Origin of the sequence: Sorangium sp. So ce394 (assembly GCF_051474665.1) — a bacterium.
Lineage (GTDB): Bacteria > Myxococcota_A > Polyangia > Polyangiales > Polyangiaceae > Sorangium > Sorangium cellulosum_D.
The window spans coordinates 5,837,107-5,849,865 of the sequence record NZ_CP150339.1 but is presented as its reverse complement, the minus strand read 5'-3'; the positions used below and the strand labels follow the sequence as shown (position 1 = coordinate 5,849,865).

Annotated in this window: 10 protein-coding genes; 5 read left to right on the top strand and 5 right to left on the bottom strand. The window is 73.3% G+C overall.

Annotated elements, in window-relative coordinates:
* The first annotated feature begins 241 nt into the window (after nucleotides 1–241).
* The 3 genes from WMF33_RS21355 to WMF33_RS21345 all read left to right on the top strand — a co-directional run bounded on the left by WMF33_RS21355 (nucleotide 242) and on the right by WMF33_RS21345 (nucleotide 4,850).
* Nucleotides 242–1,267 (top strand): STAS domain-containing protein, encoded by a 1,026-nt coding sequence (locus WMF33_RS21355; protein ID WP_437338874.1) that lies wholly within the window; start codon nucleotides 242–244, stop codon nucleotides 1,265–1,267.
* 101 nt (nucleotides 1,268–1,368) lie between these two features.
* On the top strand, nucleotides 1,369–2,352 hold the full coding sequence (gene gnd, locus WMF33_RS21350; RefSeq protein WP_437338873.1) for a phosphogluconate dehydrogenase (NAD(+)-dependent, decarboxylating): 984 nt from the start codon (nucleotides 1,369–1,371) through the stop codon (nucleotides 2,350–2,352).
* A gap of 347 nt (nucleotides 2,353–2,699) precedes the next feature.
* Nucleotides 2,700–4,850 carry an AAA family ATPase gene (locus WMF33_RS21345; protein WP_437338872.1) on the top strand — a complete coding sequence of 717 codons (2,151 nt, stop codon included), beginning with the start codon at nucleotides 2,700–2,702 and terminating at the stop codon, nucleotides 4,848–4,850.
* Between the two features lie 3 nt (nucleotides 4,851–4,853).
* On the opposite strand, the gene WMF33_RS21340 is transcribed toward WMF33_RS21345, so the two are convergent.
* Nucleotides 4,854–6,752, bottom strand: coding sequence for an inositol monophosphatase family protein (locus tag WMF33_RS21340; RefSeq protein ID WP_437338871.1), 1,899 nt, complete (start codon nucleotides 6,750–6,752; stop codon nucleotides 4,854–4,856).
* Nucleotides 6,753–6,781: 29 nt separating this feature from the next.
* Complete coding sequence (locus WMF33_RS21335) at nucleotides 6,782–7,099, bottom strand: LysR family transcriptional regulator (RefSeq protein WP_061626142.1); 318 nt, start codon at nucleotides 7,097–7,099, stop codon at nucleotides 6,782–6,784.
* A 104-nt stretch (nucleotides 7,100–7,203) separates the two neighbouring features.
* On the opposite strand from WMF33_RS21335, the gene map reads away from it, so the two are divergent.
* The gene (map, locus tag WMF33_RS21330; RefSeq protein WP_437338870.1) at nucleotides 7,204–7,953 is read left to right on the top strand and encodes a type I methionyl aminopeptidase; all 750 of its coding nucleotides are present in this window, start codon (nucleotides 7,204–7,206) and stop codon (nucleotides 7,951–7,953) included.
* A 67-nt stretch (nucleotides 7,954–8,020) separates the two neighbouring features.
* Here the strand turns inward: map and WMF33_RS21325 are convergent, their stop codons facing one another.
* Nucleotides 8,021–8,515: a hotdog fold domain-containing protein gene (locus WMF33_RS21325; protein ID WP_437338869.1), complete on the bottom strand. Its 495-nt coding sequence runs from the start codon at nucleotides 8,513–8,515 to the stop codon at nucleotides 8,021–8,023.
* An 85-nt stretch (nucleotides 8,516–8,600) separates the two neighbouring features.
* The gene (locus WMF33_RS21320; protein ID WP_437338868.1) at nucleotides 8,601–10,235 is read right to left on the bottom strand and encodes a protein kinase domain-containing protein; all 1,635 of its coding nucleotides are present in this window, start codon (nucleotides 10,233–10,235) and stop codon (nucleotides 8,601–8,603) included.
* 151 nt (nucleotides 10,236–10,386) lie between these two features.
* On the opposite strand from WMF33_RS21320, the gene WMF33_RS21315 reads away from it, so the two are divergent.
* Nucleotides 10,387–11,643, top strand: a complete 1,257-nt coding sequence (locus tag WMF33_RS21315; protein WP_437338867.1) for a dicarboxylate/amino acid:cation symporter — start codon at nucleotides 10,387–10,389, stop codon at nucleotides 11,641–11,643.
* A gap of 120 nt (nucleotides 11,644–11,763) precedes the next feature.
* Here the strand turns inward: WMF33_RS21315 and WMF33_RS21310 are convergent, their stop codons facing one another.
* Nucleotides 11,764–12,291, bottom strand: coding sequence for a hypothetical protein (locus tag WMF33_RS21310; protein WP_437338866.1), 528 nt, complete (start codon nucleotides 12,289–12,291; stop codon nucleotides 11,764–11,766).
* Nucleotides 12,292–12,759 lie beyond the last annotated feature (468 nt).

Here is a 12,759-nt window from a genome sequence, read left to right as displayed (position 1 = left end):
GCACGGCGGCGCCCCCCCTTCACCGCGGGCGGATGGCGCGGTAGGATGCGGCCGCGCCGCGCGCGAGGAGTGTGCACCGTGCCGAGATTCGATCTGGTCCTGATCCCGTCGCTTGCATCGGCGAGGCGGGGCTCCGCGCGGAAGCGGCCCGGGGGAGCGTCATGACGGCGGCCTCCTCGCAGCTCATCGAACCACGGACCGACGCCGCGGGTCCCCCGCTCGACGCCGATTGCTGATGGCGATGCCAGACTCTGGCCAGCCCCACGAGACCGGCGGCGGCGGGTGGATCATCCTCGGCGTCCTGAACGAGATCCTCCTCAAGCTCGCGAGCCAGCCGGATCTGCGGTCGCTCTGGGAGGAGGTCTGCTCGAGCGCGCGCTGGAGCGTCCCGTCCCAGCGGCTCTGCGTCGTGCTCGGCAACGACGGCGGCGGCGCGCGGATCGCGGCGCGGTACGAGCGCGGCAACTTCGAGTACGGCGCGCCCCAGGGCGGCGGCGTCGTCGTGGACGCGTGGATGGTCGCGGCGCTGGAGGCGCAGCGCGCCGCGTGGTTCAAGGGGCCCTGGACCGAGGCGCGGGAGGCGGACCAGGCGCGCGCGTGGCTCCTCGCGGAGGACCCGGAGGTCGTCTTCCACGTGCCGATCCAGGTCTACAAGAAGACGATCGGCACGATGCTCTTCGCCCTGGAGGACCAGCGCCAGATCGACCGGAAGGCGCTGGCGAGCGCGACCACGTACGCGCTCTACGTCGGCGCCACGTACACGATGCTCAAGAACTCGCTCGACCTCGCCGCCGCGAGCGCGCAGCTGCGCGAGCAGAACGAGGAGCTCGAGCGCGTCCAGCTCGAGCTCCGGCGGCAGCTCGACCGGGTCCGCGCGCAGCACGAGGCGATGCTCGAGATGTCGACGCCGATCATCCAGGTGTGGGACAGCGTGCTCACGCTGCCGGTGATCGGCACGGTCGACGGCGCGCGCGCGGCGCGGATGATGGAAGAGGTGCTCGCCGCGGTCGTCCAGCACGGCGCCCGCTTCATGATCGTGGACCTCACCGGCGCGCAGGCGACCGACGCCTCGACGATCGAGCACCTCCTCAGGATCTTCGCGGCGACGAGGCTGCTCGGCAGCCAGTGCATCGTCTCCGGCGTCCCGGCGGCGATGGTCGGGCGCCTCCTGGAGGTCGGCGGCAGCCTGGAGGGGATCCCGGTGTTCAGCACGCTGAGGAGCGCGCTCGAGCACGTGATGGGCGCCCTCCGGCAGAGGCCGCGGTAGGCCGACCCAAGAAGCGGCGGCCGGACGCGGGCGCGGCGCCGGCGGCGCGCTTCGCGGCGCGCCCTGTGATACGCCCGCGGGCGCAGACAGGAGCGTGACAGATGAAGCTCGCAATGATCGGACTCGGGAGGATGGGCGCCAACATGGCGCGCCGGCTCATGCGCGGCGGCCACGAGGTCGTGGCGTTCGATCTGAACCAGGACAGCGTGAGGCAGCTCGGCGCGGAGGGCGCGGCGACGGCCTCGTCCCTCGGCGAGGTGGTGGCGCAGCTCGCGTCGCCGCGCGTGGTCTGGGTCATGCTCCCGGCGGGCGCCCCGACCGAGCGCGTGGTCCAGGAGCTCGGCGAGAAGCTCGGCGCGGGCGACGTGATCATCGACGGGGGCAACACCTACTTCAAGGACGACGTCCGCCGCGCCAGGGCGCTCGCCCCGAGGGGCATCCGCTACGTCGACGTGGGGACGAGCGGCGGCGTGTGGGGGATCGAGCGCGGCTACTGCCTCATGGTCGGCGGCGCGCCCGAGACGTTCGCGCTGGTGGAGCCGATCCTGCGGACGCTCGCGCCCGGGCCGGGGGACATCCCGCGCACGCCGGGCCGGCGCGAGGCGCAGAGCACGGCGGACGAGGGCTTCCTCCACTGCGGCCCGGTCGGCGCCGGCCACTTCGTGAAGATGGTCCACAACGGGATCGAGTACGGCCTCATGCAGGCGTACGCGGAGGGGTTCGACATCCTGAAGAACGCGGGGACCGAGCGGCTGCCCGAGGAGCACCGGTACGCGCTCGATCTCGGCGAGATCGCCGAGGTCTGGCGGCGGGGGAGCGTGGTGGGCTCGTGGCTGCTCGACCTCACCGCGATCGCCCTGACCGAGAGCCCGGAGCTCGCCGGGTACAGCGGCTTCGTGCAGGACTCCGGCGAGGGCCGCTGGACCGTGATGGCGGCGATCGAGGAGGCGGTGCCCGCCGAGGTGCTCTCGTCGGCGCTCTACGCGCGCTTCCGCTCGCGGCACGATCACACGTTCGCCGAGAAGGTGCTGTCGGCGATGCGCCACAAGTTCGGCGGGCACCTGGAGCGGCCGACGGGGGGGTGAGCGGGGCGAGGAGGGAGCCGCCGGCGAGGGGTAGCTCGGGCGCCCATCGGGGAGCTCGAGGGGCGTGCCGATCCATGCAAACGTCCGCCGTCCCCCGTCCGCCGTCCCCCGTCCGCCGTCCCGCCCTCCCCCGTCCCGCCGTCCCCCATCTTCCGTCTTCCGTCTTCCGTGCGCGTCCTTCGTGCGCGTGCGCGTGCGCGATTCCTCGGAGTCAACGCGCACGCGCACGAGCACGAAGAGGGAAGACGGAAGACGGAAGACGGAAGACGGAAGACGGAAGACCGTGTCAGTCCCACCTAAGGACCGCTCTAGAACAGCCGAGGCGAACGTCTTGAACCGAGGTGCGAATGCGTCCGAAGGAAAAGAAAGGATCTCCCGCGGGCGCGTCTTTGACCGAGGGGGAAGAGCGCGCCCGTGAAGCGATCGAGCGCTGGCGCGCGTCTCCGGCACCCGCGTGCCTGCTGCACGGTGCTCCGGGAGCCGGCAAAGCGGCGCTGTGCGCCCGGCTCGTCGCCGAGGCGCGCGAGCGTGCCGGGGTATGTGCCGCTGTGGTGCATATAGAACGATCGCGCCGCTTCGCCTCCGAGCATGAGATCCTCACGTCGCTCCTGCAGCAGCTCGGCGAAGACGTGCTGCGCCCTCCGCGGGACCTCCTGAAGCTGCGCTCGGAGCTCCGGAACAGGCTGGCCAATGGCCAGGATGAAGACGAGCCCGAGTTGCTCCTCGTGCTCGATGGTCTCGACGAGTGCATCGACTGGCCTCACGATGGGCGGATATCCACGCTTCGGGAGCTCGGGAAGCACGTTCGATGTGCGGTTTCGATCTCCGGTGGCGAGAGCGAGGCGCACGCCTGGAGGGAGCGCCTCGGCTGGAACGGCGTTGATGCGCATCTCGTCGAGATTGCACCCGTTTCCCCCGCGGCGGCGGAGAGCCGAGGCGTCCCGAGCGGGGCAGACGCGAGCGCGCACCTCGCCCTCGGCGGCGCTCCTGTCGCCTCGATGCTCGCGTTCGCGGAGCCGAGCTGGGTACGCCCTGTCTCCGCCGAGGCGCTCGCCGATGCCCTCGTCGATCTCCGCCGCCTGCGCGATCGTCTCGGAGAGGAGGTGGAGCGTTGCAGGTCCCTCACTCCGAACCTCGCCGCGGCGCTCGTCCGCTGCGCGGCGGCGCAGGGCGCGGCGGCGACGCTGGGAGACGCGGAGCCGTGGGCGAGCCCCGATGCCGACCTCGTCACGCCACGACTCGACGCGGACGCGGCGCGCGCTCTCTCCTTGGTCGCCCTCGCAGCGGAGGTCTCACCGTCCCCCCGAGCCGGGGTCCTCGAGAAAGCGTTCGAGCTCGCCGATCGCACGGGCGCGCGGTGGTCGAGCCCCTCGGCGCTGATCGCCGTGGCCGAGGCGGCAGAGGGCGAGCGGCGCATCCGGATCGCGCGCGCCGCGCTGGACGTTGCGCGCTGTTCGGACGGGGGGGACGCGCCCCGGGAGCTCGTCGCGGCGGCGGGTCTGCTCCCCGAAGAGGAAGCTCAGGAGATCGCGGCAGAGGCCATCGTGCGCGCTGGAGGGGCGCCACCCACGCTCGTGCCTGGCCCGGGCGTGGGCGAGGCTTCCGCCGTCGCGCTGGAGCGAGCTTCGCGTTCCCTGCCCGCGCCCCAGCGGATTCGGGTCCTCGCCCGGCTGCTCGCCGGCCTGCCGGCAGCGGCGAGGGCTCGCGCTGTCCAGGAGATCGAGAGGAACTGGTCGCCTTGGTGCTTCGAGAACGAAGCGGAGGCCGCGGCGGTGGCGCCTCATCTGACCGAGCCTCTCCTGGAGAGGGCGCTCGAGGAGGTCCCGGTCTGGCCGGTGCACGCTCTCGGCGCGCGGCTGGTATCGCTCGGGCGAGAGGACGAGGCGCGCGCGCTCGTGCTGCGATGGGCGGGGAGCAGCGCCGGGTACCAGGCGGACGCGCTGCTTCGCCTCGGCGAGAGGCTCCCTCCGGGAAGGCGGCCGGAGAAGGAGATAAAGGCCCTCATCGAAGAGCTCGCTCCGGAAGAGCGATGCAATTCGATCAAAGAGCACCCCTCCGCCTCGGTCGCGATCCTGGGGGCGGAAGCGGCTTTACGGATCGTGGAAGACTGTAACGAGCTCTCCGGGAGCTATGTTCGAATCGTGGCGCTGGCACGGCTCGCCCGGGCCCTCCCCGAACCGATGCGCGCCGAGGCTGCCCGGCGCGCGGTGCTCGCCTTCGAGGCAGGAGGCGCGGACGCCGACGCGCTCGGCGATCTCTGCGAGGCAGCGCCGTGGATGAGCCCCGCCGACGCGGCACGGCTGCTGTCGACGTGCCTGTTCGACGCGTCGGGGAGCCCGTCGCTGGCCGGTGTCTTCCAGGGATGGGCAAGCCTGACCCAGCTCGCAGGCGTCCTTCGCCGGGCCGGAGGCGAGGAGGCCGTGCTCGCGGCCTCCGATGAGGTGGCGATTGCCGGAAGATGGCTGCACAAGATGGCGATCAGCCAGCTAGATCAATAGATTTCAACCGATGTCCCCGGTCTGAAAGCTCTCCGGCAGGTCGGGCTCCTCGGGCTGCGCTCGCTGCCCGGCGGCGAGGAGCGCCTCGGCCACGAGCATCGCGTCGACCGGCCAGAGCTCGGGCGGGCGCCGGTGCTTCGCCCCCGCCTCGGGCAGCGGGCGGCAGGACAGCACGAGCCGCCGGAAGCGATCCGGCACGGCGTCCCGGCCGTGAACCGCGCCGAGCAGCGCGCCGGCGATCGCGGCGTTCGTGTCGGTGTCGCCGCCGGCCATCACCGTGTCGACGAGCCCCTGCTCGAGCGAGGGCGCGTGGAGGAGCCGGTAGAAGGCGTTCTGCAGGGCGATGATGACCCAGCCGGCCTGATGCGAGAAGCTCCGGGGCGGCGCGCGCTGCGCCGCCTCCAGCGCGGCGAGGACCACGCGCTCGCCGCTCCGCTCCGCCTCGGCGCGCGCGGCCGCGAAGGCCCCATCGACGCCGGCGCCGCCCACGGCGGCGGCGATGGCCGCGACGAACGCGCCAGAGGCGGCGCAGCAGACCGGATGGGGGTGCGTGAGCGCGCTGTCGTCGCGCGCCCACGCCGCGGCCTCCCGCGGGCGGCCCGCTCCGAGGATGCCGAGGGGCGCCGCGCGCATCACCGAGCCGTTCGCCTCGCTGGTCAGGCTCGCGGCCGCCCTCGCGTGGTCGCGGCGCGCGCCGGGCGAGGGCGCGCCCGCGGCGGCGCGGAGCGCGGCAGCGACGGTGTTGCCGACGTCGAACGGGCCGGAGCGGTACCAGTGCACGTAGGCGTCGAGCGCGGCCTCGGCGACGAAGCCGCGCTTGCGGACGATCGACCGCGCCAGCAGGAGCGCCATCTCGGAGTCGTCGGTCGGCTGCCCGGCGAGGGTGTCCCACGTCCCGCCATCGGCGAGGTCCCGGGCCCCGCCCGGATAGAGGCGCTCGATCTGCTCCGCGCTCCGGAACTCGACGAGGGAGCCGAGCGCGTCGCCCGCGAGCTGGCCGAGCAGGCAGCCCTGGGCCCGGGAGAGCGCGCCGGCGCCCTCGATCAGCAGGCTGTGCGACGGGCGCAGCAGCCCGTACGTCCCCTGAGGCGCCGGGATGCGGCCGTGGATGACGGCGTTCCACGGGCGCCGCGCGAGCTCCTGGACGACCGCGGGGGCGCCGCCGAAGAGGCGGCAGATCTGGCCCTCGCGCTCCGGGGTGTACGCGATGGGCGCGCCGTCGTCGTCGACGAGCTCGCCGCCCGCGGCGCGCACGAGCGCGTGGCCGGCCGCGTAGTCCCAGCAGCGCGGCCGGCTGAGCGAGACCGCGGCGACCCCCTCCCCGACCGCCGCCAGCGCGAGCCGGTAGGCGAGGCTCGGCAGCGAGAGGAACCGCGCCGGCGCGACGCACCGGGCGTTGCGGGCCGGGAGGTAGTCCGCCGACTGCGAGAGCAGCACGACGGCGTAGCGATCGAGCGTGGCGCCGGCGAGCGACGACGAGACGGGCGCGCCGTTGCGCCGGATCGGCCCGGCGCCCTCCGCCCAGGCGATGAGGTCGCCGTGGTCGTCGGGGTAGGCGTACGCGAAGACGACGCCGAGCACCGGCGTGCCCTCGCGCAAAAGGCCGATCGAGACCGAGGCGCCGCGGTAGCCGTGCAGGAAGGACGCGGTGCCGTCGTGCGGATCGACGACCCAGCGGTGCGACGGGTCCGCGCCGTCCAGGGCGCCGGTCTCCTCCCCGAGGAACGCGTAGGGGGTCGCGCGGGTGAGCGCGTCGCGCAAGAGGCGCTCGACCTCCACATCGACGTCGGCGTGCGTCCCGGCGCCGCGAGGGCCGCCGGGGCGGTGGAACTCCGCGCGGAGGAGCGAGCCCGCGCGGCGCGCCGCCTCGACGGCGAGCGCGAGCTCAGCGTCGTAACCCATGCCGGTCCCGTGGCTCCAAGCGAGGCCGCCTACCCGAGCTCGGCGCGCCGGCACCCGCCGGCGTCGAGCGGTCCTGGCGGGGGCGCGGCGCCGTAGCTGCGGAGGTCGGCGACGGCCGCGTCGACCTGGGCGACGATGGTGCGGGCGTGATCGAGGAACGCCGCGCCCGCCGGCAGGAGGCGCATGCCGCGCGCGGTGCGCTCGAACAGCTGCGCGCCGAGCTCGTCCTCCAGGCCGCGGATCTGCCGGCTGAGGGGCGGCTGCGCGATGTGGAGCCGGCGTGCGGCGCGGCCGACGTGGCCCTCCTCGGCGACGGCGATGAAGTAACGGATCTGCGACAGGCTCACGCGGCCGATTCTACTCGAACGCCGCTCGGGAGAGGAGCCGGGCGCGGGCGCCCGAGATCAAAACAGTATTGGATGGCCGCGCGCCGCGCGCGCATACGCCTCGCATGAACGTGGACATCCTTCGGCCTCGCGCGTGCGAGGCGATGCGGCGCGCCGGGCGCGCGGCCGCGGCGACCCTGGCCGCCGTCGGGGCGCGGCTCGCGCCCTTCGTGACGACCGCGGACATCGACCACTGGGTGCGCGAGGACACGGCGCAGCGCGGCGGCCGCCCGAGTCAGCTCGGGTACAAGGGCTTCCCCGCGGCGGTGTGCACGAGCCGGAACCACGTCGTCTGCCACGGGATCCCGCGGCGCGACGAGGTGCTCCAGCCGGGCGACATCATCAACGTCGACGTGACCACCGAGCTCGACGGCTACCACGGCGACACCTCCGCGACGTTCTTCGTCGGGGAGCCGAGCGCCGAGGCGCGGCACGTGGTGGACGTCGCCCGGCGGTGCCGGGACGCGGGGATCGCGGTCGTGCGCGACGGGGCGCGGCTCGGCGACATCGGCGCGGCGATCGAGGAGCTCGCGCGGGCGGAGGGGTGCAGCGTGGTCCGCGAGGTCGGCGGGCACGGCATCGGGCGGAAGATGCACCTGCCGCCGCACGTCGCGCACACGGGCGTGCGCGGGGCGGGCATGCGGCTCCGCGCCGGGATGGCCATCACGATCGAGCCGATGGTCAACCTGGGCTCGCACAACATCCGCACGCTCGACGACGGGTGGACCATCGTCACCGAGGACGGCAGCCTCTCGGCGCAGTTCGAGCACACCGTGCTCGTGACGCGGGACGGCTGCGAGATCCTGACGCGCTGACGCGAGCGGCCGCGCGGCGCGCGCTCCCGGCGCGCCGCGCGCGATCGCGCCGGCGGCCCGGGCGCCGTCACACCCCCTTGGTCACCCAGGCCCAGACGAACTCGCACTCCATCGGCGACGCGCCGCCCTCGTCCGTCACGGTGACGGCGACGGCGACGTCCCCCTTCGGCTGGTCGAGGAAGGCCTGCCGCTGCTCGGGGGACAGGGTCGCGACCGCGCGCAGCCCGCCGCGGGCGCGGCGCGTGTAGTCGACCTTCATGCTGCGCAGGAGCGGCAGCTTGTCGTCGGGGAGGTTGACGGCGACGACGAACCCGGTCGCGGTCTCGGCCAGGAGCCCCGCCGCCGCCGCGTGCACGCCGCCGATGTGGTTATGCACCCTGCGGCCGTTGGCGAGCCGCAGCGCCACCCGATCCGGGCCCACCTCCTCGAACAGGATCCCCGCGGTCCCCGTGAACGGCACCATGCGCTGGAACAGCACGGTCTGCGCGCGCGAGCGCAGGAAGGGCGGGAGCACCTGGAGCGGGGCGAGGGCGCGGGCGATGAAGTTCGGCTTGGTCGACATGGGGCCTCCGAGGGCCGCGAGCTTACCCCATGCCGGCGTCATCCCGGCGCGAAGCTCGGCGAGCGGCCGGCGCGCGGAGCCCGGGTCAGCGCCGCCGCCGCCGCGCCTTGCTCACCGCGACCCCGGCCTCTTCCTCCGCCTGCTCCGCCTCCTCCGCCCGGGAGCGCGCCGTGTCCGCCTCGACGCGGAGCCTGCCCTGCCGCTCCTCGTCCGCCCCCTCGATGCGCTGGCGCCGGGCCGCGGCGGGGCGCGGGCCCCTGCCGGCCGCCCGCGCGAGGGCCACCTCGTGCATGCGGCGGTGGTGCTCGCGCCAGAGCTCCATGCGCTCGGCCTCCTCGGCCCAGTCGTCCTCGTGCGCCGTGAACGCGACGAGCGCGTGGATGGCGACGCCGATGCCCCAGCCCAGCGGGATGATCGCCGCCCAGAGCACGACGCCGAGCACGAGCGCGAGCGTGAGGAGCGCCGCGTTGACGATGAGGTAGACGCCGAGGTGCCGGTAGAAGTTGCGGCGCTTGCGCCGGAGCCAGGCGGCGCGCTCGGCGGCGGTCGCCGCGCCGGCCTTCCGCTCCACGCCGTCGCGCTCGCGCGCGCGCAGCGCGCGGCTCGCCTCGCGCACCGCCTCCGGGTCGACGCCCACCTCCTCCGCCGCGGCGAGCAGGTCGTCGAAGCCGAGCCGCGCGTCGCCCCTCGGCGCGCGCGCGGCGCCGGCCTCGCCCGCGGCCTGGCGCTCGATCGCCCGCGCGAGCACGTCGCGGACCTCCTCGGTCGAGAATCGCTGCGCCGCGGTCTCGCCGCCGCGGGGCGCCTCGCCCCCCTTCGCGGCGGGCGCCTGCGCGTGCGGCGCCGGCATCGCGGCGGGCGCCTCGCCCCGCCCGGCCGCCTCGAGCGCGCGCACGAGGTCATCCATCGACGCGAACCGGTCCTCGGGGCGCTTCGACAGCGCGCGCAGCACGACCGCGCTCACCGCGGGCGGCACGGCGGCGGCGTCGAGCGCGGCGCGGTCGGCCTCGTCGGTGAGGATCGAGGCGACGACGGCGAGCATGTCGCCGGCGCCGCGCCAGGGCAGCCGGCCGGTGAGGAGCTCGAACGCGAGCACGCCCCACGCGAACTGGTCCGCGCGCCCGTCGAGCTCGGCGCCGCGGATCTGCTCCGGGGCCATGTAGACGGGCGTCCCGAGCTTGACGCCGAGGGCGGTCAGCGTCGGCAGCGCGGGGGCCTCGGTGGACGCGGTCGGATCGGCGCCGCCGGCGGCGCGGCGCGCGATGCCGAAGTCGAGCACCTTGATCACGCCGTCGTCCCGGACCATCACGTTCTCCGGCTTGATGTCCCGGTGGACGAGCCCCCGCCGGTGCGCCGCGGCGAGCGCGCGGGCGACGTCGGCGAGCCAGCCGACCCGGGTCGGGACCGGCGCCTCGGCGCCGCCGATCGCGCTGCGCAGGGTGCGGCCGTCGACGAGCTCCATCGCGATGAACGGCGTCCCATCGAGCTCGCCGACGTCGAAGATCGAGACGGCGTTCGGGTGATCGAGCGCGGCGGCGGCGCGGGCCTCGCGGAGCAGGCGCGCGCCGGCGTCGTGGTCCATGGCGCCGCCCGCGATCACCTTGACGGCGACGCGCCGCCCGAGCCGCGCGTCGTGCGCCCGGTAGACGCAGCCCATCCCCCCTTGCCCGATGGCGGCCTCGATCGTGTAGCGCTCGAACGAATCGCCCGGCTTCAGCATGCCCGGCGGCGAGCGTAATGGATCCACGCGGGCTTGGACAGGCGGCCGGCGGCCCTGGCCCGCCAGGAGGGCGGTCGCTCCGCGGCCACGGAGGGCGATCGGGGCGCGAACTCCGCGGCTCACGGCGCCGCGGCTTGTGTAAGGTGGCGTCATGTCATCGCATCGAACGATGCTGCTCGGGGTCGCGGTGGGGGCAGCGGGCGGTCTGACGGCGAACGCGGTCGCGGCGGGCTCCCCGGCGCTCACCTGGATCGTCGATCACATCACCTACCCGGTGGGCCAGATCTTCCTGCGCCTGCTGTTCATGCTCGTGCTCCCGATCCTGTTCTCGGCGCTCGTCATGGGCGTCTGCGAGCTCGATCTGAAGCACGTCGGCCGGCTCGGCCTGCGGACGCTGGGCTACACGGCCGTGGTCTCGACCATCGCGGTGCTGATCGGCCTCGTCCTGGTGAACCTGATCCGCCCGGGGGACGGCCTGCCCGAGGCGGTCCGGAGCCTCGCGCACGGCGGCGGGATCAAGGCGGCCACCGCCCCGGTCGACACCTCGCCGGTGGGGATGATCATCGCGATGGTGCCGGACAACGTCATCAAGGCGGCCGCCGGGGGCGACGTGCTCGCCGTGATCACGTTCTCGCTGCTCTTCGGCCTCGCGCTGTCGCTCACCCAGACCGAGGCGGCGGCGCGGCTCCGCGAGGTCATCCAGGGGCTGTTCGACGTCTCGATGCGGCTCATCGAGGGGGTGCTCCGGTTCGCGGCGATCGGCGTGGGCGCGCTGCTCTTCACGATCACGTCCCGCATGGGCATCGGCATCATGCAGCAGCTGGCGGCGTACGTGCTCACGGTGCTGCTCGGCCTCGGGCTGCACATGTTCGTCGTGTACTCGCTCTCGGTGCGCTTCCTCGGCGGGATGTCGCCGGTCGCGTTCTTCCGGGGGAGCCGGACGGCGATCGTGACGGCGTTCTCGACCGCCTCGTCGAACGCGACGCTGCCGACCTCGCTGAAGGTGGCCGAGGAGGAGCTCAAGCTGCCGCCGTCCGTCGCCCGGTTCGTGCTGACCGCCGGCGCCGCGATGAACCAGAACGGGACGGCGCTCTTCGAGGGGGTGACCGTGCTCTTCCTCGCGCAGGTCTACGGCGTGTCGCTGACCTTCGGGCAGCAGGCGATCGTGATGCTCATCTCGGTGCTCGGGGGCATCGGCACCGCGGGCATCCCGGCCGGTTCGCTCCCCGTCATCGCGATGATCCTGGGTCTGCTCGGGATCCCGCCCGAGGGGCTCGGCCTGGTCCTCGGCGTGGATCGGTTCCTCGACATGTGCCGGACCGTGATCAACGTGGTGGGGGATCTGGCCGCCGCGGTGTACGTATCGCGGGACCAGCACCCGAAGCCGCCGGAGGCGGCCGGGGCGTGACCGGGCGAGGCCGGCGCGCCGCGCCTCGCGGGTGAGGCCTCGCGCCAGCACAAAACCCCGATAAGCGGGAGCGCTCGCCCTCGCTTATCGGGGTTTTTGACGTCTGTCCTCGATCCGAGATCAGGCCGCCATCTTCATGCCGGGCATCATGCCCATCATGTTCGGCATCATCATGCCGGGCATCATGCCCATCATGTTCGGCATCATGCCGCCCATCATCATGTTGGGCATCATGCCCATCATGTTCGGCATCATGCCGCCCATCATCATGTTGGGCATCATGCCCATCATGTTCGGCATCATCATGCCGGGCATCATGCCCATCATGTTCGGCATCATGCCGCCCATCGTGCGGCTCATCATCATGTTGGGCATCATGCCCATCATGTCGGACATCATCGGCATCATGCCGCCCATCATGTTCGGCATCATGCCCATCATACCCATCATGTTGGGCATCATCGGCATCATGCCGCCCATCGGCATCATGCCGCTCATCGACGGCATCATCGTACACATCATCGGCATCGAGCTCATTGGCATGGTCATCATGGCTTTTCTCTCCGTCAGGTCGTTGCGGGGATTGAAATAACTCCCTGCCCGGATCGGAGCAATATCCAAGGCTTGGAGCGCGGCGCTTTCCTCCACGGGAGCGGACAGGGCTTCGGACGGAGCGGATGGATGGACGAACCGAACGGAGGAGCGTCCACGATAGCGACAGCCGTCGCCGCCGCCCTGGCCGCACGGGCCGGCAGCGCCAGGCGCCTCTGGCGTTCGCGACAAAACGCTGTGTGCTGGACGAAACACGTCCGAAACGGGGCAGCCGAAGGCAGCAACTTGAGAGCGACGAGAGGCAAAGCGCCGTGATCATCCGCCGAGCTCGTCCGCTCGTGGATGAGCTCGTCGCGAGTGCCTCGCTGCATTGTGAAGGCGATATGCGCCCCGTTCGCCTGCTCGGCTGGCCGTGGTCGGCTGGCCGTAGGTAGCAGGTAGGTAGGTAGCAGGTAGGCAGCAGGTGGAAGGAGGGGCTGCGGCTCCCGCCGAGCTCGCGGTGGGGACGGGGCTCCGGCGGAGCCGCGCCCAGGGTCGGGGTGGAATGGCGCTCTCCCCGGGAGA

What these genes read in the sequence shown, in the direction of transcription:
- WMF33_RS21355 (WP_437338874.1), top strand. Translation starts at nt 242, where the DNA reads ATGCCAGACTCTGGCCAGCCCCACGAGACCGGCGGCGGCGGGTGGATC.
- gnd (WP_437338873.1), top strand. Translation starts at nt 1,369, where the DNA reads ATGAAGCTCGCAATGATCGGACTCGGGAGGATGGGCGCCAACATGGCG.
- WMF33_RS21345 (WP_437338872.1), top strand. Translation starts at nt 2,700, where the DNA reads ATGCGTCCGAAGGAAAAGAAAGGATCTCCCGCGGGCGCGTCTTTGACC.
- WMF33_RS21340 (WP_437338871.1), bottom strand. Translation starts at nt 6,752, where the DNA reads ATGGGTTACGACGCTGAGCTCGCGCTCGCCGTCGAGGCGGCGCGCCGC.
- map (WP_437338870.1), top strand. Translation starts at nt 7,204, where the DNA reads ATGAACGTGGACATCCTTCGGCCTCGCGCGTGCGAGGCGATGCGGCGC.
- WMF33_RS21325 (WP_437338869.1), bottom strand. Translation starts at nt 8,515, where the DNA reads ATGTCGACCAAGCCGAACTTCATCGCCCGCGCCCTCGCCCCGCTCCAG.
- WMF33_RS21320 (WP_437338868.1), bottom strand. Translation starts at nt 10,235, where the DNA reads ATGCTGAAGCCGGGCGATTCGTTCGAGCGCTACACGATCGAGGCCGCC.
- WMF33_RS21315 (WP_437338867.1), top strand. Translation starts at nt 10,387, where the DNA reads ATGTCATCGCATCGAACGATGCTGCTCGGGGTCGCGGTGGGGGCAGCG.